This window comes from Streptomyces sp. 1114.5 (genome assembly GCF_003635085.1).
In the GTDB taxonomy this organism is placed as follows: Bacteria; Actinomycetota; Actinomycetes; order Streptomycetales; family Streptomycetaceae; genus Kitasatospora.
The window spans coordinates 3,411,953-3,435,409 of the sequence record NZ_RBXE01000001.1 but is presented as its reverse complement, the minus strand read 5'-3'; the positions used below and the strand labels follow the sequence as shown (position 1 = coordinate 3,435,409).

Here is a 23,457-nt window from a genome sequence, read left to right as displayed (position 1 = left end):
GATGACGGCCTGTCACTTGTCAGCGACTTTGCAAAGTAGCAGACTTTGCAAAGTGCCAGAAGAAGATCTCGCCACCACCGCCGCCGCTGCCACCACCGGCGCCCTCCCCGAACACGCCGTGCGCACCGCCCTGCTGGAACTCCTCGCCGAGCACGGCACCCTCACCTCCACCGCGGCTGCCGCCCGGCTCGGCCTCAGCTCCGGCCTGTGCTCGTTCCACCTGCGGCAGCTCGGCCGGCACGGCCTGATCGAGGAGGCCCCGCCCGTCGACGGGCGCGCCCGCCCCTGGCGCCTGCCGCAGCCCAAGTCCCAGCCCCACCCGCAGCAGCCGTCGAGCACCCAGGGGCTGCAGGACCCGCACACCCCCGACGAGTTCGGCACACTGGCCCGCGGCCTGGAGGACGAGAGCTACCAGCGCTGGCTTGCCCGCCGCGCCGAGGCCCCGGCCGACTGGCAGCAGGACGAGGCCTTCAGCGCCGTCGTCTACCTGACCCCCGCCGAGCTGACGGCCGTCGGCGAGGCCGTCCGCCAGGTCCTCGCCCGCTACCGGGGCCGCGAGGCCGACCCGGCCACCCGCCCGGTCGCCGCCGTCACCCGCCTCTTCCCCCTCCTCGACGAAGGCTGACCGACCGGCTGCGGGGACGGCTCGGACCGGCGACCGCTCAGACCAGCGACCGCTCAGGCCCGCCGCCAGGACTGCCGCGCCATCGCCCGTACCACCGGCCCGACCAGCAGCCCCACCACCGCGCCCAGGACGACCCCCTGCACCCCGTCCCAGACGTCCTGCACGTCGCAGCTGCGACCGATCGCCGGAAACGCGTAGTGCACCGCCGACACCGCGAACGGCAGCACCGCCGCCCCGAGCAGCGCCACCGCCGCCCGCCGTCTGGTCCCGGCCAGCGCGGCCGCGAAGCCCACCGGGGCGTAGGTCGCCAGCTTGAGTTCGATGTGCCGCACGTGCAGCAGCTCGTACGGCGAGCGCGGCCGTCCGCCGGCGACGGTGCAGTGCCGCACGGCGTCCTCCGAGAGCCGGAACGCCTCCGGCAGCAGCGTGGCCACCACCACCCCGCCGAGCCCGAGCAGCAGGAGGAAGCCCACCGCCCAATGGGCCCGCAGCAACCGCCCCACCGGCCGGTTCAGCAGAGCCGCAGGCACCAGCGAGAGCAGCAGCCCGGGCCAGAACATCGGCATCCCGCCGAGCACCGCACTGATCACGCCTCAACGGACGCCGCGGACCCCCGCCCGGTTCTCGCCGGCAGGCGGAGAATGGACGGGCGGAGAAACGGCCGGAGAAACGGCCGGAGAAAACGGGCGGAGCGAAAAGGCTTTGCCCCGACCCGGCGCCCCGCGCTAACGTCACGGCACTCTGACGATCACGCTCCCCGGAACGAAGCAGCCGCAGTACGGGAGCACGGCCCGCAGCGCAGAGCGCGGCACGGGCCCATGGAGGGGCGGCACCGGTATCCGGCATGCCGCGGACGCGGCCTGCCCCTCCCCGAAGGACGGCCCCATGAACACGGCCCCCACCGACGCGACCCCCACCGACGCGACCCCCACCGACACCGGCACCCCCGCCGACATCGGCAAGATCGGCCTCGGCCTCCCCGTCGACGACCCCGCCCTGCTCCTCACCTGGGCCCGGCGCGCTGACGCCGCCCCGTTCAGCACCCTCGGCCTGCTCGACCGGCTGGTGTTCGACAACCCCGAGCCCCTGGTCACACTGGCCGCCCTGGCCGGCGCGACCTCCCGGATCCGCCTGCAGACCGAAGTGCTCATCGCACCGCACCACAACACCGCGCTGCTCGCGAAGCAGACCGCCACGCTGGACCGGCTCTCCGGCGGCCGGTTCACGCTCGGCATCGGCATCGGTGGTCGCGCGGACGACTGCCGTGCGGCCGGCATCGACCTGCGGCGCCGCGGCCGCCGCCTGGACGAGCAACTGCCCGTCCTGCGCGGGCTCTGGGCGGGCGAGCCGTACGACGGCGAGGTCGGGCCGATCGGTCCCGCGCCCGTGACGCCCGGCGGCCCGGAGGTGCTGTTCGGCGGTTTCGCTCCGGCGGCGCTGGAGCGGGTCGCCCGTTTCGGGGACGGCTTCCTCGGCGCGGCGCTGCCGCCCGAGGCGATGGCGGGGCTGTTCCGGGACGTCGAGGCGGCCTGGCAGCGGCACGGACGGTCGGGGCGGCCCCGGCTGGTCGCCCAGGCGAACGTGGCGTTCGGTCCGGAGTCCACCGTCGAGCAGGCCCGACACAACATCCGCTCGTACTACGAGTTCACCGGCCGCGCCGCCCACGTGGCGGACCGCCTGCTCACCACCCCGCAGGCGATCCGGGCCGCCGTGGACGGCTTCACGGCCGCCGGCGCGGACGAGGTGGTGCTGTACTGCTGGTCCTCGGACCCGGACCAGGTGGACCGTCTCGCCGACACCCTGTTCTGACCACACCGGAAGGCACCGACCTGGGGCAGGACCGCACCCGGCACCGCGCCCACGGCCGGCCGCGCCCCACCGCCTCAGTGCGGGATCGAGGCGATCAGCTCCTGCGCCCCCTGCCGCTTGAGCGCCAGCGCCACCGACGTCCCCAGGTCCTCCGGGCTGAGCGCGCCCGCCCACTCGTGGGCGTCCAGCACCCGCTTGCCGTCCGGGGTGAAGACCCGGCCGCGCAGGGCGAGGCGGCCGTCCGCTTCGGCCCTGGCGTAGCCGGCGATCGGGCTGTTGCAGTGCCCCTGCAGGACGTGCAGGAACATCCGCTCGGCCGCCGCCTCGCGCCAGGTGTCGTGGTGGCCGAGCCCGGCGACGGCGTCGATGGTCGCGGTGTCGTCCTCGCGGCACTGGAGGACGAGGATCCCGGCACCGATCGGCGGGCACATCGCCTCGGTGTCGAGGATCTCGGTGATCCGGTCGGGCCGGCCGATCCGCTCCAGGCCGGAGACGGCGAGCAGCAGCGCGTCCACGGTCCCGGCTTCCAGTTTGGCGAGCCGGCTGTTGGCGTTGCCGCGGATCGGCACGCATTCCAGGTGCGGGTGGGAGGAGGCGAGTTGGGCGATGCGGCGGACGGAGGAGGTGCCGATCCGGGTGCCGGGCGGGAGTTCGGCGAGGGTCAGGCCGTCGGGGTGGACGAGGGCGTCGCGGATGTCGTCGCGGCGCAGGTAGGCGGCGAAGACGGTGCCGGCGGGCAGTGGGCGGTCGGCGGGCACGTCCTTGAGGCAGTGCACGGCGACGTCGGCCTCCCCGGCGAGCAGCGCGGCGTCGACCTCCTTGGTGAACGCGCCCTTGCCACCGAGGTGGGCGAGGTCGCCGGTCCAGCGGTCGCCGGAGGTGGTGACCGGCACCACTTCGGTACGCAAGTCCGGGTGCAGCAGGGCGAGTTCGGCGCGGACCCGGTCGACCTGGGCGAGTGCCATGGGCGAGGAGCGGGAGACGATGCGGATCAGCTCAGCGGTGGCCATGGCGCGATGATAGGGCGTCGGACCACTGCGACTGATGTTCTGTCATGCGGACCGCGCCGCGTAGTACTGCATCACCCGCCTCCGCTGCACCTCCTGCATCACCGACCCCACCGCGTCGATCGCCGCTCCGGCCACCAGCAGCACGCTCGCACCCCCGAAGGCGTACCCGCCGAAGCCGTACCCGTCGGAGTCGGCCCCGCCCGCCGCGGCCAGCGCGAGCGCCGGCAGGACGGCGACCAGCCCGGTGCCGAGCGCCTCGGCGACGGCGAGCCGGCGACGCAGCGCGGCGAGGTACTCGACGGTCGCCACGCCGGGTTCGACGCCGGGGAGGTAGACGTGGGTGCGCAGTTTGGCCTCGGGGTCGGTCAGTACGGACCGGCCGGCCCGTACCGCCAGGCAGGCCCCGGCCGCGGCGAGCAGGAACAGCAGGGCGAGGTACGGGAGTCGGGGCAGCCGCAGCGGGGCGAGCAGCAGGACGGCGACCACGGCCGGGACGAAGCCCCGGTGGCTGAGCACCAGCGGCACGTAGCGGAGTTCGGCGCCCGGGCGGCGCCCGCCGAGCGGCGAGTACCGGACCTCGACCCGCCGCTCGCCCTTGCGGCCGGCGATCACCAGAGCGATCGTCACGGCCAGGCTCACCAGGACGGCCGCCGCCACCGCCAGGGAGCCGCCGAACCCGGACCGCTCCCGGACGGCCCACAGCTGACCGGGCAGCACGGCGAGCACCTGGACGAACAGCAGCACCGCGACCGCGTCGCCGAGGCCGTTCCGGTCCATCCAGCAGGTGAGCGGCAGCAGCACCGCCGTGCCCGCCGCGGCGCCCGCCGCCAGGACGACCACGGCGAGCGGCCCGCGCAGGTGCAGCACCTCCTCCGCGGCCGCGCCGGGGAGCAGGTGCCCGGCAGCGGCGACCAGCGCGAGGACGAGGCCGCCGAGCAGGCCGAGCGCGAGGGCCGTCCGGCGCTCCAGCAGGAACCGCCCGGCCCGTACGGCGCGCAGCGCGGCGAGCCGGGGGTGCAGCCGGGCGAGGGCGGGCACGAGCACCCGGGCGAACAGGAACGGCAGCACACCGAAGGGGAGCAGCGCGAGCCGGTACATCCCGCCGCCGGTGGCCAGGTCGGCCAGGCCGCGCAGCCCGTCGCCCGGCAGCACCCCGTCCGCGACCGGCCCGAGCGCCGCCGGGTCGACGCCGGGCAGCGGCAGGCTCTGCCCGAGCCGGAACAGCACGATCCCGCCGAGCGTGACCGCCACCCGGCGGCCCAGGCCTGGCGTCCTGAGCAGTGGCACGACGTTCTCCCCCGATCATCCGAGCCCACCGATCACCGTGGCTCCGGCGGAAGTTGGGACGCGCCGGGACGGCCGCACGGTTCCCCGCCCGCGCGCCGGGACGGCCGCCCGCCGGCCCGACCGCCCAGCCCCCACCACCTACCCCCGCTCACTCGTTGTGCAACACCTCCGCGATCGGCAGCCGGGCCGCCGACCGCGCCGGGACGAGCGCGCCGAGGACGGCGATGGCGACTCCCGCGAGCCCGAGCCCGGCGAGCAGAGGTACGCCCCAGACGTCGATCTGCGGCTCCGTGAACTCGATGGTCCGCACGTTCTCGACGATCAGCCGGTGCACCGCCACCCCGACCGGGATGCCGACGACGCCGCTGACCACGCCCTGCCAGGCCACCGAGGTGAGCGTCATCGCGACGACCTGCCGGGGTGTCATCCCGATCGACTTCAGCATCCCGAGGTCGCGCCGGCGCTCGCGGATGGTGAGCAGCAGGGTGTTGAAGACGCCGAGTGCGGCGACCACCGACAGCAGGACGGTGAAGGTCGTGGTGAAGGTCTTGATCGCGACGACGGACCCGTCGCTTCCCCCGGTGGCCACCGAGGTGGACAGACTCGGGTCGGCGTCCGCGACGGCCTTCCGGTAGGCCTCGACGTCGGTGCCGTCGGCGAGCCGCACGTCGTACTCGACCACGTGCGGGTCGGGGGTGAGCCGGGCCCGGGTGGCGTCGTTGGAGGTGATCGCGTTGGGGTTGCCCTGGGCCTCCTTGCCGACCAGGGTGACGGTGGTCTGCCGGTCGTCCAGGACCAGGGTGATCCGGTCGCCGAGCTTGAGCCCGTGCTGGTCGAGGAAGCCCGGCCCGGCCTCGGCCTCGTTCAGGCCGGTCGCCTGGCGGCCCTCGACCACGTCGAGCCGCGCGTGGTCGACCATGTCGTCGCCGCCGTAGAAGTTGGCGAAGACCAGCTGGGGCTGGCCCAGGATGCCGACCCGGACCAGGCCGCGGACGGAGACCCGTTCGGCACCGGGGGTGGCGTGCAGCATCGCCTCGGTCTGCGCCGCGGTCAGCCTGGGCGCGATCCTGTTGTCCGAGAAGGCGCTGGTCTTCACGTCGATGTGGGTTCGGTGATCGGTTGCGGCCATGGACCTGGCCAGGGTGCTGCTCACCCCGGTGGTCACGGTCACGGTGACCACGCCGAGTGCGATCGCCGCCATGGTCAGGGCCGTCCGGGCCGGACGGGCGAAGGGCTGGCCGAGGCCGAGGCTGACGGCGCGTGGCAGCCGGGTGCCGCTCAGCCGGCGCTGGACCGTGAGCCCGCGTCCGGTGCGCGGCGCGCTGCCGGCCGAGATGGCCTGGGCGGCGGAGAGCCGGTGGGCGCGCGAGGCGGGGACGAGCGCGGCGAGGGCGACCAGCAGCGGGACGCCGATCAGGGTGGCGGCGGGTAGCCAGCCGGCCGGCTCGATCACGGCGGTGCCGGTCGCGATCCCGCTGAAGGCGCTCCGCAGGATCGGGTAGGAGGCCGCCCAGCCGGCCGCCGTCCCGAGGGCGGTGCCGACGACGGCGGGCACCGAGACCATGGTCAGGTAGACGGTGACCACTTGGCGCGGGGTGAATCCGATCGACTTCAGCACGCCGATGTGACGGTAGCCGGAGACCACCGCGCCGCTCACCACGTTGCCGACGATCAGCGCGGCGACGACCAGGCCGGTGGCCCGGATCTTCGCGAAGCTGGACCTGCGCGACCGGGCGCAGGCCGTGGTACTCGCCTACGAGACCGGACTGGTGGCACCGGGCGGCACCGGCTGACCGTCAACTGCCGCACAGGGAACGATAATTAGCACGACAATCATCCATCTCACTCATTAGAGCTAACTCCCCGTCGAATCCGCCTTTTTGCCATCCCATGGGGCAACATCTGCATGTCCGCGCCCAGGCGGAAGCACCACCTCGGCCCCACCGCGGCACCGCCTCGGGCGGCATCACCCGACATGACAAAAGACAATTGGACAGGCCCGTGACCACCACCGCCGCCCCCGTGTGGGACTGCCCCTTCCACCACACCGACGGTCTGGAGTTCGACCCACTCCTCAAGCGGCTGCTCACCGAGGCCCCGATCGCCAGGATCCGACTGCCGCACGGCGAGGGCGAGGCCTGGCTGGCAACGCGCTACGAGGACGTCAAGGTGGTCACCACCGACCGCCGGTTCAGCCGCGCCGCCGGCATCGGCCGCGACCTGCCGCGAATGACGCCCGCCCCGATCGCCCAGGCCGAGGCGATCAACCTGATGGACCCGCCCGCCCACAACCGGCTGCGCCGCCTGGTCGCCCAGGGCTTCACCAACCGCCAGGTCGAGCGGATGCGCCCGGCCACCCAGCGCACCGTCGACGGCTACTTCGACGAGATGGAGGAGCACGGCGCCCCCGCCGACCTGATGCACTTCCTGTCCGCCCGGCTCCCGCTCACCACCATCTGCGAGCTGCTGGACATCCCCGAGGCCGACCGTACCGAACTGCGCGGCCACGCCGTCGCGATGATGCGGATGGGCCCGGGCAGCCGGGAGGGCCAGGAGGAGGCCAAGGCCGCCCTGCGCGCGTACTTCACCGAGCTGACCGCCGCCCGCCGGGCCGCCCCCGGCGAGGACCTGATCAGTGCCCTCGCCACCGCCCGCGACGGCGACGAGCTGCTGACCCCGGACGAGTTGACGGTCATGGCGATGGTCCTGCTGGTCACCGGGCACGACACCAGCACCTACCAGCTCGGCAACATCACCCACACCCTGCTCACCCACCCCGAGCAGCTCGCCGAACTGCGCGCCCGGCCCGAGATGCTGCCGCGCGCCCTGGAGGAGCTGCTGCGCTTCATCCCGTTCCGCCAGGGCGTCGGCATCGCCCGGGTCGCCACCGAGGACGTGGAGCTGGGCGGCGTGCTGATCCGGGCCGGCGAGGCCGTGCACGTCTCCTACCTGACCGCCAACCGCGATCCGGCCGTCTACGAGCGCCCCGACGAGCTGGACCTCGACCGCGGAGCCCCCACCCACATGGCCTTCGGGTACGGCCAGCACCACTGCCTGGGCTCGCACCTGGCCCGGATGGAGCTGCAGGTCGCCATCGGCACCCTGCTTCGGCGTTTCCCCGGGCTGCGGCTCGCCGTCGACCCGTCCGGGCTCGACTGGGACTCGGGCTCGATCTGGCGCTTCCCGCGCACCCTGCCGGTCGCCTGGTGACACCTCCCCTTCGACACACCGTTCCTGACTGGGGAGACCCACACCCAATGGCCACACTCTGCCGCCCCGCCATCGCCGTGCCCGAGCACGTCATCACCCTCGACGAAACGCTCGACCTGGCCCGCACCCTGCACGCCGGTCACCCCCAACTCGGCCTGGCCCTGCGGCTGATCGAGAACACCGGGGTGCGCACGCGGCACCTCGTCCAGCCGATCGAGCGGACCCTCACCCACCCGGGCTTCACCCTCCGCAACGAGGTGTACGAGCGCGAGGCCAAGCTCCGCGTCCCCGAGGTGGTCGAACGTGCCCTCGCCCACGCCGAGTTGACCGCCCGGGACATCGACCTGATGGTCTACGTGTCCTGCACCGGCTTCATGATGCCCTCGATGACCGCCTGGCTGATCAACACCATGGGCTTCCGCTCCGACACCCGCCAGGTGCCGATCGCCCAGCTCGGCTGCGCGGCCGGCGGCGCCGCCGTCAACCGCGCGCACGACTTCTGCCGCGCCTACCCGGGCGCCAACGTGCTGATCGTGGCCTGCGAGTTCTGCTCGCTCTGCTACCAGCCCACCGACCTCTCCGTCGGCTCCCTGCTCTCCAACGGCCTGTTCGGGGACGCGGTGGCGGCCGTGGTGATGCGCGGCCACGGCGGGCACGGCGTGCAGATCGAGCGCAACGGCTCGCACCTCGTCCCGGGCACCGAGAACTGGATCTCCTACGGGGTGAAGGACACCGGCTTCCACTTCCAGCTGGACAAACGGGTGCCCGGCACGATGGAGCTGCTCGCGCCCGCGCTGCGCGGCCTGGCCGGCGAGCACGGCTGGGACGTCTCCGGGCTCGGCTTCTACATCGTGCACGCCGGCGGCCCGCGCATCCTGGACGACCTGTGCCGCTTCCTCAACCTGGAGCCGGCCGCCTTCCGCCACAGCCGCGCGACGCTCACCGAGCGCGGCAACATCGCCAGCGCCGTCGTCTTCGACGCCCTCGCCCGGCAGTTCGCCGACGGCGGCGTGCCGGAGGGCACCCCGGGGCTGATCGCCGGCTTCGGACCGGGCATCACCGCCGAGATCTCGCTGGGCAGTTGGGTCGGCGCGCCGACCGAGCCGCTGCGCCCGCGCCGCCCGCGCGCCATCTCCACCTCCGACATTGCCCTCGTCCATCCGACGGCTCCCCGCCGTTTCCCGGCCGGCACTACGATCACCGAATGACCGATACCACGGACCGCACCGACACCTCCGCCAGAGCCGCCGAACTCGCCGCCCTGTTCCCGGCGTTGCACGCGCCGCAGTACTGGACCTGGGGACGGTACGACGCGCAGTTCTCCACCGAGCTGCCGCCGGACGACCTGGTCACCAACATCCACCTGGTCGGCTTCGCCGACGGCGAGGTGGTGCTCTGCCGGGACGACCGGGACCACTGGTTCCTGCCCGGCGGCACCCGGGAGCGGGGCGAGGACATCGCCTCCTGCCTGGAGCGCGAGCTGCGGGAGGAGGCGGGCGCCCGGCTGCTCGGCGAGCCGGGCTGGCTCGGCGCGCACCGCTGCCGCACCGACGACGCGCTGCCGTACCGGCCGTGGCAGCCGCACCCGGAGAAGGCCTGGCTGTGGGGCTGGGGCGAGGTGGTGCTGGACTCCACGCCGACCAACCCGGCGGACGGCGAGCAGGTGGTCGAGGTCCGCGCGGTGCCGGCCACCGAGGCGCAGCGGCTGCTGCTGACCGGGCACGACGCCTGGTGGGGCGAGCTGGTCGGGCTGGCGGTGGAGCTGCGGCGGAGGGCCCTTCTCGGCTGAAACATTCCGAGTCGGACCGGAGATCACTGGGACGGCTGAACAGCAGGGCGCAATGTCCGTTTTGTGATGATATGACTCGGCCATGGACACCTCTCTCCTGGCCGACACCGACTACCCGCTGCTCAACATCTTCTGGACGATGTTGGAGCTGTTCCTCTGGGTGCTCTGGTTCTTCCTGCTGTTCAAGATCATCACGGACATCTTCCGCAGCCACGACCTCAGTGGCTGGGGCAAGGCCGGCTGGCTGGTCCTGGTGATCCTCCTGCCCCTGATCGGCGTCCTCGTCTACCTGATCGCCCGGGGGGAGTCGATGACCAAGCGCGACATCGAACAGGCCCAGGAGACCCAGGCCGCGTTCAAGGCCTACGTCCGGGACGCGGCCGCAAGCGCCCCGGACACCGGTGGCGGCGGCCGCAGCCACGTCGACGACCTGGCGAAACTGGCGGCCCTGAAGGACAAGGGCGCCATCACCGAGGAGGAGTACCAACAGGCCAAGGCCAAGATCCTGGCCTGACCGCCCGAAGGGGGCGACACAGCCCGGGGCCGGTGGACGCGTCGCGCGTCCACCGGCCCCGGGCGTGGTCCCGTCCCTCCGGGCTCAGCGCCGCCCGGAGCGCCGGTCGCCCGAGCCGCCGTTGCCGGCGTTGCCGCCACCGGCCAGGCCGGCCCGGCGCAGCGCGTCCGCCATGGCGCTGTTCGCCGGCACGCCCCCACCGGAGCCGCCCCGGTCACGCTGGCCGCCCTGGCCGCCCCGGTCCTGACCGCCCCGGTCACGCCGGTCCTGGCCGCCGCGCCGCTCCTGGCGCGGCGGACGGGCCTGTCGCTCCCCGCGCTCGCCACCCCGCTCCCCGCGCTCGCCGCCCCGCTCCCCGCGGTCGCCACCCCGGTCGGCGCGCCCGCCGCCGACCTCGTCGTCCAGCCGCAGGGTGAGCCCGATCCGCTTGCGCGGCACGTCCACCGTGAGCACCCGGACCTTGACGATGTCCCCGGGCTTGACCACCTCGCGCGGATCCTTGACGAAGGTCCTCGACAGCGCCGAGACGTGCACCAGCCCGTCCTGGTGGACGCCCACGTCCACGAACGCGCCGAAGGCCGCGACATTGGTGACCACGCCCTCCAGCACCATGCCGACCTCCAGGTCGCCGATCTTGTCGACGCCCTCCTTGAAGACCGCGGTGCGGAAGGCCGGGCGCGGGTCGCGGCCGGGCTTGTCCAGCTCGCCGAGGATGTCGGTGACGGTCGGCACGCCGAAGGTCTCGTCGGCGAAGTCGCCCGGCTTCAGCGCCCGCAGCGCGGCGCCGTTGCCGATCAGCTCGCGCAGCTCGCCGCCGGTCGCGGCGAGGATCCGGCGGACCACCGGGTAGGCCTCGGGGTGCACGCTGGAGGCGTCCAGCGGATCGTCGCCGCCGGGGATGCGCAGGAAGCCCGCGCACTGCTCGAAGGCCTTGGGGCCGAGCCGGGAGACGTCCTTGAGCTGCCGGCGGGTACGGAACGGGCCGTTGGCGTCGCGGTGGGCCACGATGTTGTCGGCGAGCGTGCCGGTGATCCCGGAGACCCGGGTGAGCAGCGGCGCCGAGGCGGTGTTGACGTCCACGCCGACGGCGTTGACGCAGTCCTCGACCACCGCGTCCAGCGAGCGGGAGAGCTTCACCTCGCTGAGGTCGTGCTGGTACTGGCCGACGCCGATCGACTTGGGGTCGATCTTGACCAGCTCGGCCAGCGGGTCCTGCAGGCGGCGGGCGATCGACACCGCGCCGCGGATCGACACGTCCAGCTCGGGCAGTTCCTGCGAGGCGAAGGCGGAGGCCGAGTAGACCGAGGCGCCGGCCTCGCTGACCATCGCCTTGGTGAGCTTCAGCTCGGGGTGGCGCTTGATCAGGTCCTCGGCGAGCTTGTCGGTCTCCCGGGAGGCGGTGCCGTTGCCGATCGCGACCAGGTCGACGCCGTGCTTCTTCGCCAGTTCGGCCAGGGTGTGCAGGGCCGCGTCCCACTTGTTGGCGGGCTGGTGCGGGTAGATCGTGTCGTACGCGACGACCTTGCCGGTGGCGTCCACCACGGCGACCTTCACGCCGGTGCGGAAGCCCGGGTCCAGGCCCATGGTGGCGCGGGTACCGGCCGGGGCGGCGAGCAGCAGGTCGCGCAGGTTGGCGGCGAAGACGCGCACCGCCTCGTCCTCGGCCTCGGCGCGCAGCCGGGCACGCAGGTCGATGCCCAGGCGCACCAGGATGCGGGTGCGCCAGGCCCAGCGGACGGTGTCGCCGAGCCACTTGTCGGCCGGGCGGCCGCGGTCGGCGATGCCGAAGCGGGCGGCGATCCGCTGCTCGTAGTCGTTGTCGCCGGGCAGGTCGCCCTCGGACTCGCCTTCGTAGGGCGAGAGTTCGAGGCTGAGCACCTCCTCCTTCTCGCCGCGCAGCATCGCCAGGATGCGGTGCGAGGGGAGCTTGGTGTACGGCTCGGCGAAGTCGAAGTAGTCGGCGAACTTGGCGCCGTCCTGCTTCTTGCCCTCGCGGACGGTGGCGACCAGGCGGCCGCGGGTCCACATCCGCTCGCGCAGCGAGCCGACCAGGTCGGCGTCCTCGCCGAAGCGCTCGACCAGGATCGCCCGGGCGCCCTCCAGGGCGGCGGCGGCGTCCGCCACCGACTCGTTCAGGCTGCCGTTCTCGATGAGGGCGGCGGCGAGGGCGGCCGGGTCCTGCGTCGGGTCGGCGAGCAGGGTGTCGGCGAGCGGCTCCAGCCCGGCCTCGCGGGCGATCTGCGCCTTGGTGCGCCGCTTCGGTTTGAACGGCAGGTAGATGTCCTCCAGGCGGGCCTTGGAGTCGGCCGCCAGCACCTGGGCGCGCAGCGCGTCGTCCAGCTTGCCCTGGGCCTCGATCGACTCCAGGACGGCCGTCCGGCGCTCCTCCAGTTCGCGCAGGTAGCGCAGCCGCTCCTCCAGGGTGCGCAGCTGGGCGTCGTCCAGCGAGCCCGTGACCTCCTTGCGGTAGCGGGCCACGAACGGCACGGTCGCGCCGCCGTCGAGCAGGTCGACGGCCGCCTTCACCTGCCCCTCGCGGACGCCCAGTTCCTCGGCGATCCTGCGCTCGATCGCCTGCTGGGCCTGCCGGGCCACCTGTTCGACTGGCGTGGTCACGAAGCCGGTCACCTTCTCCTTCAGAGCGTTCGCCGTACGCCCTGCATTCTGGCAGGTGCCGACGACGACACCCGGCCGCACCCGGGGCGGCCGGGCGTGGCGTGCCCGGGCCGGCCGCCGGCCGGGCGCCAACCGGGCCCGGGCGGTGCGGAGTTGCCGCCTCCCCGGCCGGCGGGTACGGCCGCTCCGGTCGTACCGGGGTGCCGATCCGCCCAGTTGGGGAATACGCCTGAACGAAAACGATCGACGCTGTACGCTGCCGGGCATGTGCGCTGCCGCCCGGATGCACCCCGACGAGCCGGTGGTCGACGCGGCCCTGGTACGGCGGTTGATCTCCGCCCAGTTCCCGCAGTGGGAGCGCCTTCCGATCACGCCGCTCGCCTCCGCCGGGGCGGACAACGCGATGTTCCGCCTCGGGCCCGAACTCGCTGTCCGGCTGCCCCGGGTGGCGTGGGCGGCCGGGGGCGTCCGGCGGGAGCAGCAGTGGCTGCCCGCGCTGGCGGCGCGGTTGCCGCTGCCGATCCCCGCCCCGCTCGCGGTCGGGCGGCCCGCCGCGGGCTACCCGTGGGAGTGGTCGGTGCTGCGCTGGATCGACGGCGTCAACCCGGCGGTCGGCGCCCTCGCCGCGCCCGCGGCCCTGGCCCGCGACCTGGCCGGCTTCGTCACCGCGCTGCGCGCCGTCGACCCGACGAACGCCCCGGCCGGGCACCGCAGCGTCCCGCTCGCCTCCCGGGACGGCGCGACCCGGGCGGCCATCGCCCAGCTCGCCGGCTCGGTCGACTCGGCGGCCGCGACCGCGCTCTGGGACAGGGCGGTCCGGCTGCCCGAGTACGCCGGCCCGCCGGTCTGGATGCACGGCGACCTCACCCCCGGCAACCTCCTGCTCTCCCGCACGGGCCGGCTCGCCGCCGTCATCGACTTCGCCCTGATGGGCGTCGGCGACCCGACGGCCGACCTGATCGCCGCCTGGAACCTGCTGCCGGCCTCCGCCCGCCCCGCCTTCCGCGCCGCGTTGCACGCCGATGACGCCACCTGGGCGCGCGGCCGCGCCTGGGCGTTCTCGATCGCCCTGGTGACGATCCCCTACTACCGCCACACCGACCCGGCCCTGACCGCCAACGCCCGCCACGTCGTCCGCGAGGTCCTGGCCGACCGCAGCGTCTAGGGCCTGTCCGGCTGCGATGCGCCGACGACGCCGACGGCCGCGAGCAGGTGGCGCACCAGGGGGTTGGGGTCGTTGCCGCGCCAGGCCACGGCGACTTCGGTGCGGGCGGTGCCGGGGTCGATCCGGCGGAAGGCCACGCCGCGCAGGCGCAGCTGCCGGATGCCCGCCGGGGCCAGCGAGACGCCCAGGCCGGCGCCGACCAGCGCGCACACCGTCTGCCATTCCACCGCGTGCTGCACGATCCGCGGGGTGAAGCCCGCGTCGGTGCACAGGCCGGTGATCCGGTCGTACAGCTGCGGCCCCTCTTCCCGGGGCAGCAGGACGAACGACTCGTCCGCCAACTGCGCGAGCCGGACGGTGCGCCGGCCGGCCAGGGGGTGGCCCGCCGGGAGCACGGCGACGAACGGCTCGCGCAGGACGGTGCGGAAGCGCAGTTCCGGCTCGTCCGCGGGAGCTTCGCGCAGCAGGCCGACGTCGATGGTCCGCTCGTGCAGGGCGGTGATCTGCGGTGCGCTGGTCAACTCCCGGACGTCCAGCCGCACGGCGGGGTGGCGCTGCCGGAAGGTGTCGAGCAGGCCGGGCAGGACGGTGAGGGCGAGGGAGGCGGAGAAGCCGATCCGCAGCCGGCCGGCCTCGCCGCTGCCGACGGCGCGGGCGGCGGCCAGCGCGTCAGCGAGGTCGGTGAGCGCCCGGCGGGCTGCGGGCAGGAGTTCGCGGCCGGCCGGGGTGAGGGTGACGCCGCCGGGGTCGCGGCGGGACAGCGGGTGGCCGACCTTCTCCTCCAGCCGCCGGATCTGCTGGCTGAGTGGTGGTTGGGCGATGCCGAGGCGGGCGGCGGCGTGGCCGAAGTGCAGTTCCTCGGCGAGCACGACGAAGGCGTGCAGCTGCGGCAGGGGGAGTTCGGGGCGCTCCATACCTGCAGGGATATCAGATCATGCGCTGTGCAGTGTTGGACGTATCCCCGCAGGCCACCTAGCCTTCCCGGCATGACGCACCCAACAGCCCCCACAGCGCGACGCGCGATCCTGAGCGGTTCGACCTTCGAGGAGCAGATCGGGTACGCCCGCGCCGTGGTGGACGGCGACTGGATCCACGTGTCGGGGACGACCGGGTTCGACTACACCGCCATGACCATCTCCGACGACGTGGTGGAGCAGGCCGAGCAGTGCCTGCGCAACATCGGGGCGGCGCTGGCCGAGGCGGGCAGCGGCTTCGCCGACGTGGTGCGGGTGCGCTACCTGCTGCCCGAGCGCGAGGACTTCGAGCCCTGCTGGCCGGTGCTGAGCCGCTGCTTCCGCGAGGTCCGGCCGGCCGCCACCATGCAGGTGTGCGGTCTCGCCGATCCCCGGATGCGGATCGAGATCGAGGTCACCGCCCGCCGCTCCGCTTCCTGATCGGCCCTGCTGAACCGCCGTCACCACCGGTGCCTGCTGTTGCTATGGTTCTCCCCGCCACTACGGGCGGGGGAGCGGAATTGGCACGGAACGTGATCGACGTCAGTGTGAGCCGTCGGGTGCTGTGGGTCGGTGGGGACGCGTACCCGCTGCAGCACATCGCCCGGGCACGGCAGTTGGTCTGGTGGCCGCCCAAGCGCTCGCGGACGATCATCCGGTTCGTCCGGCAGGTGTTCGGGCTGCTCTGCCTGACCACCTTCCTCGGCGCGCTGCTGAAGAACTCGGCCGACAAGACGCAGGCGGGGGCCGTGCCCGGGGTGCTGCTGCTGGCGGGCTTCGCCTTCTGCCTCTACCGGCTGGTCACCAAGCTGCGGCAGCGGGCGCTGTACAAGCTGGTCATCGAAACCTCCAACTCCGCGACCACTGCCGTGGTGAGCCACGATCCCCGGCAGATCGGCAGCCTGATCCAGATGATCATGGATGCGATCGACAACCCCCAGGCCGAGTTCGCCCTCCAGGTGGAGAACGTGCACATCGGCGACCGGATCAACCAGTACGGCGACCACAACATCGGGAAGCAGGTGGGCCGGTGAGCGGCAACATCCACTTCGGTGACTCCGTCACCCAGCACGGCGACCACAACATCGGCATCATCAAGCATCAGGGCCCGGCCGACCCCCAGGCCGAGCTCCGCGAACTCGTGGGCGCGGTGCAGGCGTTGCGCGGTCAAGTGCCGGCCGAGGACCGCGAAGTGCTGGACGAGTCGCTGGAGGCCATCGGGGGCGGCACCGACACCCCGCCGCCCGTCCTGCGGCGGGCGCTGCGGAACATCTCCGGCGTCGCCTCGCTGGTCACGGCGGGTGCCCCGGTGGTGGAGTCGGTCCGCCGGATCCTGGACTCGATCAACTCCTGACGCCCGGGTCCGCGGCGGCCGGCCGTTCCTGACGCCCGGGCCGGCTGCCGGGCTGCGACACGCCGCAGGGATGACCGGGTAAGAAACCTTCCCCGGTCAAGCCCTGCTGCTAACCTGACCCCATGAGCGGACTGCGCGAACGCAAGAAGGAACTGACCCGACAGGCCATCTCCGAAGCGGCCATCACGCTCTTCCTGGAGCACGGCTTCGACCGGGTGTCGGTGGCGGACGTCGCGGCCGCCGCCGACGTCTCCAAACCCACCCTGTTCTCCTACTTCGCCACCAAGGAGGACCTGGTCGTCCACCGCTTCGCCGACCACCAGGACCAGGCCGCACAGGTCGTCCGCGACCGGCTCCCCGGCGAACCGGTGCTCGACGCACTGCTGCGCGACTTCCTGACCGGCCTCACCCGCCGCGACCCGGTCACCGGCCTCAACGACCACCCGGCGGTACTCGCCTTCACCGCCCTGGTCTACGGCACCCCCAGCCTGGCCGCCCGGGTCGGCGAGTACGTGGCCCGCGCCGAACGCTCCCTGGCCGACGCCCTGCGCGAGGCCCCCGACCTGCCGCAGCCGCGCGAACTCACCGCGGCCCTGCTCGCCGCCCAGGTCACCGCCACCCAGCGCGTCCTCGCCCTGCACAACTGGCGCCGCATCCAGGACGACGGCCGCACCGCCGACGACCTGCACGCCGAGGCCGCCGACGACGCCACCCGCGCCTTCGGCCTCCTCGCCCACGGCTACGCCACCGGCACCGCCGGGAGCAGCGCCGGGAGCGCCACCGCCGCTGGCTAGGCTGACGCGCATGACGACGCGTCACCACGACTTCCAGGCCCTGCACAACTTCCGCGACCTGGGCGGCTACCCGGCCGCCGACGGACGGTCCGTACGGTGGGGCCTGCTCTACCGCTCCGACTCCCTCGGCAAGCTCACCTCGGACGCCGACCTCGACAAACTCCGGGCCCTCGGCATACGGACCGTGATCGACCTGCGCTACCCCTGGGAGATCGCCGCCAAGGGCCGGGTGCCCGAGCTCGACGGGCTGGAGTACCACAACCTCTCGATCGAGCACCGCCCGTACGACCAGGCCGAGATCGACCCCGGACTCGACCCCTGGCGCTACCTCGCCGACCGCTTCGCCGAGGTCGCCGAGGACGGGGTGAAGGAGATCCGCCAGGTCCTGGACGTGATCACCGCCGCCGAGGCCCCGGTGGTCTTCCACTGCGCCTCCGGCAAGGACCGCACCGGCCTCATCGCCGCCCTGCTGCTCACCCTGCTCGGCGTCGCCGAGGACGACATCGCCGCCGACTTCGCCCTCACCGAACTCGCCACCGCACAGCTCGCCGCCGACTGGCACGCCGCCCACCCCGGCCGCACCCTGCGCTGGCCCGGCTTCGGCCGCGCCCCGGAGACCGTCATCCGCCTCACCCTCGCCGACCTCGCCGCCCGCCACGGCTCCGTCGAGGCCTACCTCACCGGCACCCTCGGCATCGACCGCGAGCAGATCACCGCCCTGCGCACCCGCCTGCTCTCCGCCTGAGCCCTCAACCGCACGGCCCGTACGGCCCGCACCGCGACGACTCGGGGCGATAACTCGGTGGCGGGAAGGGACGGTTGCGAACGAGCATGTCGGTATGACCGAGCAACCTGTGCGATGGACCGAGGCGACCGTCTACCCCGACATGTGGGCCGACCCGGACGACGACCCCCGCAACAGCGACGGACCGAGCCCGGACGGCGAACCCGGCGCGATCCACGACTGTCTGACGAACTACCGGCTGACCCTGCGGATGAAGTGCCAGGGCCTGGACGCCGAACAGCTCGCACGGCGCTCGGTGCCGCCGTCGACGATGTCGCTGCTCGGGCTGGTCCGGCACCTCGCCGAGGTGGAGCGGGACTGGCGCAACTGGCTCACCGAGGACGAGCGGCTGCCGAAGCTGTACGGCGCGCGGGACGCGGACTTCGACGGGGCCGTCGCCGACCCGGCCGTGGTGGAGGCCGCGTTCCGCGACCTGGACCGCGAACAGGCGGCGACCGACGCCGCGTTGGCCGGCTACCCGGACCTGGGCGAGCGGGTCGGGCGGGGCCGGGTCGCGATCCGGGAGCTGCTGATGCACCGGATCGACGAGTACGCCCGCCACTGCGGGCACGCCGACCTGCTGCGCGAGTGCATCGACGGCCGGGTGGGCCAGTAACGGCCTCAGCGTCGGCGCGATCGGCCCGGGCGGCCTGGTCCGCCCGGGCGGCCGGCGCCGCCCTTGCCCGAGCGGGGCTTCGCCGTCGGCGCCGCCGCCACCGGGGAGGCCGTGGCGGGCCAGTGGGCCGGGCGCTTGAGGCCGTCCGGCAGGCGGGTGGCGGCGTCGCCGCGGGCGGCGTCGAGCTGGGCCTGGGTGAGGAAGAGGGCGGTGCTGAGGTCGGCGCCGGCCAGGTTGGTGTCACGCAGGTCGGCGCCGATGAGGTCGGCCAGCCGCAGGTCCGCCCCGGAGAGGTCGGCGGCGACGAGCAGGGCGCCGCGCAGGTTGGCGCCCTGCAGGTCGGCACCGCGCAGGCGGGCGCCGAAGAGGTCGCCGCCGCGGTGCTCGCGCCGGCGCGGGACGGACGCCCGGACCAGCTCGCTCGCCCGCAGCAGCAGCTCGCTGACCCGCTGCCGGTGAGCCGGGACGTCGACGGCGAGGATCTGCTCGGGGGTGCCGCCGGCCAGCCGGTCGGTCTCCTCCAGGGCCTGCCGCAGCTCGGCGTGGACGGCCCGGGCCGGGGCGAAGGCCAGCGCCTCGGTGAGGTAGCGGAGCAGTTCGTGCAGCTGCCGCACGATCGGGAAGACCTCGAACATCTGCCCGGCGCTGTCCGGTTCCTCGCGCCAGCTGCGGCCGCCGAAGGTCACCTGGGAGACCCGCTGCCCGGCGCCGAAGCAGTCGTAGACGGTGCAGCCCTGGAAGCCGCTGTCCCGCAGCCGCACGTGGATGCCGCAGCTGAAGTCGGCCTGCAGGTTGCGGCAGGGGGTGCCGGCCGCCTTGTTCACGGCGAAGTCGGTGCCCGCGGCGAACGGCAGGGCGACGCAGCAGAGCCCGAAGCAACTGCCGCAGTCGGAGTGGAGCGGGGTCGGCGCGGCCGCCGTGGGGTCCTGCGGCGACTCGGTCTCGCGCACGTTCCGGGGTCCTTCCACCAGCTGGGCGCCGGGGCGACGCCGTGAACCCGGAAATTCTACTGGGCTGGGCAGGCCGCCCTCGCATCGGTAAGATGCATAAGGCATCAGGGACTATTACACGTAGCGCACGGAACACGGGGTGGACAGCCATGACGGAGCCGGACATCAGAGAGCTGGTCCGGATGTGGGTCTCGGGCTGGACCGTCTCGCGCGGCGCCGCCGAGCCGGTGGACCAGCCGTGGGGCTGGACCATCGACGTCGGCGCACCCGACCGCGAGGTGGGCCGGCACGTGCTGCCCGAGCCGACCGAGGCCGAGGTCCGCAAGATCGCCGAGGCCACCACCGCGCCGACCACCTGGCTGAAGCTGTTCGCCGAGGACGCCATGGTGCGCCCCTGGCTCGGCCCGCGGTGGCGGCTGGACGGCCCGGCCTTCCTGATGACCGTCCCGCTCGCCCCCGAACGGCCCGTGGTCCCGGCCGGCCACACCGTGACCACCTGGGAGCGGGGCGGCGTCCTGCGGGTGCTGGTGCGCACCGAGGCCGGGCACCTGGCCGCCCGCGGCCAGGCGGGCCTGGCCGGCCCGGTGGCCGTGCCGGACCAGATCACCACCGCGCCCGAGTTCCGCCGCCGCGGCCTGGGCGCCGTGGTGATGCGGACGCTGCAGTCCGCCGCGTACGAGGCGGGCGCCCGCACCGGCGTGCTGGTCGGCACCCCGGAGGGCCGGGCGCTCTACACCGCGCTCGGCTGGACCACCCACTCCCCGATGGCGAGCCTGGTCCTGGAGCCGGAGTCCGGAGTGTCCTAGCAGTTCAGCTGTACGGCAGCAGCTCGGCCCGCTTCGGCGGGCGGCCGTCGCCGGAGGAGCGGCCGGTGAGCCGGCGGCCGATCCACGGACCGAGGTGACTGCGCAGCCAGCGGGCGTCGTCCCGCAGCCGCTCGGTGAGGCCGGGCGGGGCGGCGGCGGGCAGCGGGGCACGCCAGTCGAAGGCGGCGGGGCGGCCGAGTGCTTCCAGTACGCCTTCGGCGACCCGCCGGTGGCCCTCGGGGGACAGGTGCAGGCGGTCCTCGGCCCAGAGCCGCCGGTCGTCGAAGCAGGGCGCGGAGAAGAGGTCGACGACGACGATGCCGTCCTGTCGGCCGAGCTCCTGCACGAAGGCCTTCATCCGCAGGATGGTGGGCAGCAGCCGGGCGCTGCCGGCCATCCGCCGGGTGGGGTCGGTGCTGGTGAACAGGACGACGGTGGAACCGGCGGCGCGCAGTTCGCGCACGCAGTCGCCGAGCAGCCGCTCGACCCGGTCGATGTCGCAGCCGGGGCGCAGCACGTCGTTGAGGCCGCCGGCCAGGGTGACGAGTTCGGCGCCCATGGCGGCGGCGGGGGCCAGCTGCTCGGCGTGGATCTGGCCGATGAGCTTGCCGCGGACGGCGAGGTTGGCGTACCGGAAGCCGCCGTCCGCCGGCCCGAACTGCCCCGCCTGCCCCGACTGCCCTGCCGGTTCCGCCCGCTCCGCGTGTTCCGCCGCCAGGGCCCGGGCGACCCGGTCGGCCCAGCCCTGGTAGTGGCCGTCGGGCAGCAGGTCGTCGCACATGCCCTCGGTGAAGGAGTCACCGACGGCGACGTAACTGGCGTAACTGCGGATGGTGGTGGGCACGGACTGGTCTCCGCTCTCCTGGGTTGGCTTCGCGGTCCGACGATCGTACGACCGCGCTCGCAGCACCCGGCAGCGAGGGCCCGCGAGAACCGACGCGAGGCCCTGACCACGGCGCTCATCGCGCGCCGACCGCTCGTTTACCGGCCCGCGCCATGCTCGTGTCCACGGGGGCGGCGGCCGGCGACGGGGGCCTTGCCGCCGCCCCACCCCTGCTCCCACCCCCGCTCAGCCGTCACCCCGCGACGGCCGCTGCCTCGCCCTCCGCCTTCCGGGGCGTGAACCAGTGCGCGCGCACCGCGTCGGTGGGCCGCTGCTCGCCGAGGGCGGACAGGCCCCACTCCCCCAGTGCCGCTATGACCGGCCGCAGTTCGCGTCCGCGTCCGGTCAGCTCGTAGACCGTCGCGTTGGCGGGCCGTTCCAGTCGGCGCCGCTCGACCAGGCCCTCGCCCTCCAGCTGCTTGAGCCGGGCGGCCAGGATGTCGGTGGAGACGCCGGGCAGGTCGGCGTGCAGGTCGGTGTAGCGGCGCGGGCCGCCGAGGAGTTCACGGACGATCAGGAGGCTCCAGCGTTCCCCCACCGCGTCCAGGGCGCGGGCGACGGCGCAGTACTGGTCGTAGCTTCGGCGTGACATGTGGATCAGCATAGCCAAGAGGTTGGACTTTCCAAGTGCCAACTTGGTAGAACAAAGCAGAAGCAGCGGAGCGGTGGTGACGGTCGGGAGGCCGCAGATGGAGTTTCGGCAGTCCAGCAAGCTGAATGACGTGTGCTACGAGATCCGCGGCCCGGTGGTCGACCAGGCCAACGCGCTGGAGGAGGCCGGGCACAGCGTGCTGCGGCTGAACACCGGCAACCCGGCGCCGTTCGGCTTCGAGGCGCCCGAGGAGATCCTCCAGGACATCATCCGCAACCTGCCCAAGGCGCACGGCTACAGCGACTCGCGCGGCATCCTGCCGGCCCGCCGCGCGGTGGTGCAGTACTACCAGCAGCGCGGGGTCCAGGGCGTCACCGTCAACGACGTCTACCTCGGCAACGGCGTCTCCGAGCTGATCCAGATGGCCGTCACCGCGCTGGTGGACGACGGCGACGAGGTGCTCGTGCCGATGCCCGACTACCCGCTCTGGACGGCCGTGGTGCGGCTGGCCGGTGGCAAGGCCGTGCACTACCTGTGCGACGAAGAGGCCGAGTGGTACCCGGACCTGGACGACATCGCCGCCAAGATCACCGCCCGCACCAAGGCGATCGTCGTCATCAACCCCAACAACCCCACCGGCGCCGTCTACCCGAAGGAACTGCTGGAGGGCATCCTCGACCTCGCCCGCCGCCACCAGCTGATGGTCCTGGCCGACGAGATCTACGACAAGATCCTCTACGACGACACCGAGCACCACTGCCTGGCCGCCCTCGCCGACGACGTGCTCACCCTCACCTTCAACGGGCTCTCCAAGGCCTACCGGGTGGCCGGCTTCCGCAGCGGCTGGCTGGTCGTCTCCGGGCCCAAGCAGCACGCCACCGACTACCTGGAGGGCCTGACCATGCTCTCCGGCATGCGGCTGTGCCCCAACGTGCCCGCCCAGTACGCCGTCCAGGCCGCGCTCGGCGGCCACCAGTCCATCAACGACCTGGTGCTGCCCGGCGGCCGGCTGACCGAGCAGCGCGACATCGCGGTCAAGGCGCTCAACGAGATCCCCGGCGTCAGCTGCGTCAAGCCCAAGGGCGCGCTGTACGCCTTCGCCAGGCTCGACCCGGCCGTCCACCGGATCGTCGACGACGAGCGGTTCGTGCTGGACCTGCTGCTGCGCGAGAAGATCCACGTCGTCCAGGGCACCGGCTTCAACTGGCCGCGCCCGGACCACTTCCGCTTCGTCACCCTGCCCCGCGCCGACGACCTGGAGACGGCCATCAACCGGATCGGTCGCTTCCTGGCGACGTACCGCCAGGTCTGATCCGTAGGCTCGGCCCATGACCGTCCTGCGTTCCGTCGCCCTGTTCCTGCTCGCCGCGCTCGCCGAGATCGGCGGCTGCTGGCTGGTCTGGCAGAGCGTGCGCGAGCAACGGCCGTGGTGGCTGGCCGGGGTGGGGGTGGTGGCGCTCGGGGCGTACGGCTTCGTCGCGGCCCTGCAGCCGGACAGCCACTTCGGCCGGGTGCTGGCCGCGTACGGCGGGGTGTTCGTGGCCGGCTCGCTGCTGTGGGGCGTGCTGGTGGACGGCTTCCGGCCGACCCGCTACGACGTGCTGGGCGCGCTGGTCTGCCTGGCCGGGGTCGCCGTGATCATGTACGGGCCGCGCCGCTGAAGCAGCGGGCCCCGGCGCCGAGGTCTCCTCGACGCCGGG

The 23,457-nt window shown here is 73.5% G+C and carries 24 protein-coding genes and 2 pseudogenes; 17 read left to right on the top strand and 9 right to left on the bottom strand.

The genetic code is table 11. From position 1 onward, the window contains the following. The first annotated feature begins 52 nt into the window (after positions 1-52). Positions 53-625, top strand: coding sequence for a winged helix-turn-helix domain-containing protein (locus tag BX285_RS15285; protein ID WP_259470538.1), 573 nt, complete (start codon positions 53-55; stop codon positions 623-625). A gap of 53 nt (positions 626-678) precedes the next feature. Here BX285_RS15285 and BX285_RS15280 read toward each other — a convergent pair whose 3' ends face one another. Next, a complete protein-coding gene (locus BX285_RS15280; protein ID WP_121175416.1) occupies positions 679-1,215 on the bottom strand; it encodes a hypothetical protein in 537 nt (178 codons plus the stop codon). A 295-nt stretch (positions 1,216-1,510) separates the two neighbouring features. Here BX285_RS15280 and BX285_RS15275 point away from each other — a divergent pair, with 295 nt between their 5' ends. Then, the gene (locus BX285_RS15275) at positions 1,511-2,434 is read left to right on the top strand and encodes an LLM class flavin-dependent oxidoreductase (RefSeq protein WP_121175415.1); all 924 of its coding nucleotides are present in this window, start codon (positions 1,511-1,513) and stop codon (positions 2,432-2,434) included. A gap of 74 nt (positions 2,435-2,508) precedes the next feature. On the opposite strand, the gene hemC is transcribed toward BX285_RS15275, so the two are convergent. From hemC to BX285_RS15260, 3 genes are all read right to left on the bottom strand, one after another. Then, entirely contained in the window at positions 2,509-3,444 is a 936-nt protein-coding gene (gene hemC, locus BX285_RS15270) for a hydroxymethylbilane synthase (RefSeq protein ID WP_121175414.1), read from the bottom strand. Positions 3,445-3,486: 42 nt separating this feature from the next. Beyond that, positions 3,487-4,731 carry a hypothetical protein gene (locus BX285_RS15265; protein ID WP_147465166.1) on the bottom strand — a complete coding sequence of 415 codons (1,245 nt, stop codon included), beginning with the start codon at positions 4,729-4,731 and terminating at the stop codon, positions 3,487-3,489. A 148-nt stretch (positions 4,732-4,879) separates the two neighbouring features. Then, on the bottom strand, positions 4,880-6,391 hold the full coding sequence (locus tag BX285_RS15260) for an FtsX-like permease family protein (RefSeq protein ID WP_121175412.1): 1,512 nt from the start codon (positions 6,389-6,391) through the stop codon (positions 4,880-4,882). A gap of 28 nt (positions 6,392-6,419) precedes the next feature. On the opposite strand from BX285_RS15260, the pseudogene BX285_RS15255 reads away from it, so the two are divergent. From BX285_RS15255 to BX285_RS15235, 5 genes and pseudogenes are all read left to right on the top strand, one after another. Then, positions 6,420-6,524: pseudogene (locus BX285_RS15255) on the top strand (DNA-binding response regulator); the annotation flags it as partial. Positions 6,525-6,732: 208 nt separating this feature from the next. Then, positions 6,733-7,941 (top strand): cytochrome P450, encoded by a 1,209-nt coding sequence (locus tag BX285_RS15250; RefSeq protein WP_259470537.1) that lies wholly within the window; start codon positions 6,733-6,735, stop codon positions 7,939-7,941. Between the two features lie 47 nt (positions 7,942-7,988). Beyond that, positions 7,989-9,149, top strand: a complete 1,161-nt coding sequence (locus BX285_RS15245; RefSeq protein ID WP_097238474.1) for a type III polyketide synthase — start codon at positions 7,989-7,991, stop codon at positions 9,147-9,149. After that, entirely contained in the window at positions 9,146-9,730 is a 585-nt protein-coding gene (locus BX285_RS15240; RefSeq protein ID WP_097238473.1) for an NUDIX hydrolase, read from the top strand. Before BX285_RS15245 ends, BX285_RS15240 begins: the two co-directional genes overlap by 4 nt. A gap of 82 nt (positions 9,731-9,812) precedes the next feature. Beyond that, a complete protein-coding gene (locus BX285_RS15235) occupies positions 9,813-10,244 on the top strand; it encodes an SHOCT domain-containing protein (protein WP_097238472.1) in 432 nt (143 codons plus the stop codon). An 84-nt stretch (positions 10,245-10,328) separates the two neighbouring features. Here BX285_RS15235 and BX285_RS15230 read toward each other — a convergent pair whose 3' ends face one another. Further along, positions 10,329-12,860 carry a Tex family protein gene (locus BX285_RS15230; protein ID WP_183107078.1) on the bottom strand — a complete coding sequence of 844 codons (2,532 nt, stop codon included), beginning with the start codon at positions 12,858-12,860 and terminating at the stop codon, positions 10,329-10,331. 265 nt (positions 12,861-13,125) lie between these two features. On the opposite strand from BX285_RS15230, the gene BX285_RS15225 reads away from it, so the two are divergent. After that, positions 13,126-14,025 carry an aminoglycoside phosphotransferase family protein gene (locus BX285_RS15225; protein ID WP_257032844.1) on the top strand — a complete coding sequence of 300 codons (900 nt, stop codon included), beginning with the start codon at positions 13,126-13,128 and terminating at the stop codon, positions 14,023-14,025. Here BX285_RS15225 and BX285_RS15220 read toward each other — a convergent pair. Next, positions 14,022-14,939 (bottom strand): LysR family transcriptional regulator, encoded by a 918-nt coding sequence (locus BX285_RS15220; protein WP_121175410.1) that lies wholly within the window; start codon positions 14,937-14,939, stop codon positions 14,022-14,024. The two genes, BX285_RS15225 and BX285_RS15220, sit on opposite strands and share 4 nt — an antisense overlap. Positions 14,940-15,011: 72 nt before the next feature. Here BX285_RS15220 and BX285_RS15215 point away from each other — a divergent pair, with 72 nt between their 5' ends. The 6 genes from BX285_RS15215 (at position 15,012) to BX285_RS15190 (ending at position 18,526) form a co-directional block, all read left to right on the top strand. Then, positions 15,012-15,419: a RidA family protein gene (locus tag BX285_RS15215; protein ID WP_097238470.1), complete on the top strand. Its 408-nt coding sequence runs from the start codon at positions 15,012-15,014 to the stop codon at positions 15,417-15,419. A gap of 80 nt (positions 15,420-15,499) precedes the next feature. After that, complete coding sequence (locus BX285_RS15210; protein ID WP_143685824.1) at positions 15,500-16,012, top strand: DUF6232 family protein; 513 nt, start codon at positions 15,500-15,502, stop codon at positions 16,010-16,012. After that, positions 16,009-16,332 (top strand): hypothetical protein, encoded by a 324-nt coding sequence (locus tag BX285_RS15205; RefSeq protein WP_121175409.1) that lies wholly within the window; start codon positions 16,009-16,011, stop codon positions 16,330-16,332. Before BX285_RS15210 ends, BX285_RS15205 begins: the two co-directional genes overlap by 4 nt. Before the next feature lie 122 nt (positions 16,333-16,454). Continuing rightward, positions 16,455-17,126 (top strand): TetR/AcrR family transcriptional regulator, encoded by a 672-nt coding sequence (locus BX285_RS15200; RefSeq protein ID WP_097238467.1) that lies wholly within the window; start codon positions 16,455-16,457, stop codon positions 17,124-17,126. Positions 17,127-17,136: 10 nt separating this feature from the next. Continuing rightward, a complete protein-coding gene (locus tag BX285_RS15195; protein WP_121175408.1) occupies positions 17,137-17,871 on the top strand; it encodes a tyrosine-protein phosphatase in 735 nt (244 codons plus the stop codon). Between the two features lie 94 nt (positions 17,872-17,965). After that, positions 17,966-18,526, top strand: coding sequence for a DinB family protein (locus tag BX285_RS15190; RefSeq protein ID WP_097238465.1), 561 nt, complete (start codon positions 17,966-17,968; stop codon positions 18,524-18,526). Between the two features lie 5 nt (positions 18,527-18,531). Here the strand turns inward: BX285_RS15190 and BX285_RS15185 are convergent, their stop codons facing one another. After that, positions 18,532-19,476, bottom strand: a complete 945-nt coding sequence (locus BX285_RS15185; RefSeq protein ID WP_259470536.1) for a pentapeptide repeat-containing protein — start codon at positions 19,474-19,476, stop codon at positions 18,532-18,534. 149 nt (positions 19,477-19,625) lie between these two features. On the opposite strand from BX285_RS15185, the gene BX285_RS15180 reads away from it, so the two are divergent. Further along, a complete protein-coding gene (locus tag BX285_RS15180) occupies positions 19,626-20,282 on the top strand; it encodes a GNAT family N-acetyltransferase (protein ID WP_121175406.1) in 657 nt (218 codons plus the stop codon). A gap of 4 nt (positions 20,283-20,286) precedes the next feature. Here the strand turns inward: BX285_RS15180 and BX285_RS15175 are convergent, their stop codons facing one another. Together BX285_RS15175 and BX285_RS15170 are read right to left on the bottom strand one after the other, a co-directional pair. After that, positions 20,287-21,126 (bottom strand): SGNH/GDSL hydrolase family protein, encoded by an 840-nt coding sequence (locus BX285_RS15175; protein WP_398900336.1) that lies wholly within the window; start codon positions 21,124-21,126, stop codon positions 20,287-20,289. 253 nt (positions 21,127-21,379) lie between these two features. Next, positions 21,380-21,757: pseudogene (locus tag BX285_RS15170) on the bottom strand (winged helix-turn-helix transcriptional regulator); the annotation flags it as partial. A gap of 97 nt (positions 21,758-21,854) precedes the next feature. On the opposite strand from BX285_RS15170, the gene BX285_RS15165 reads away from it, so the two are divergent. After that, a complete protein-coding gene (locus tag BX285_RS15165) occupies positions 21,855-23,069 on the top strand; it encodes a pyridoxal phosphate-dependent aminotransferase (RefSeq protein ID WP_097238462.1) in 1,215 nt (404 codons plus the stop codon). 16 nt (positions 23,070-23,085) lie between these two features. Beyond that, a complete protein-coding gene (locus BX285_RS15160; RefSeq protein WP_097238461.1) occupies positions 23,086-23,418 on the top strand; it encodes a YnfA family protein in 333 nt (110 codons plus the stop codon). The last annotated feature ends 39 nt before the right edge of the window (positions 23,419-23,457 follow it).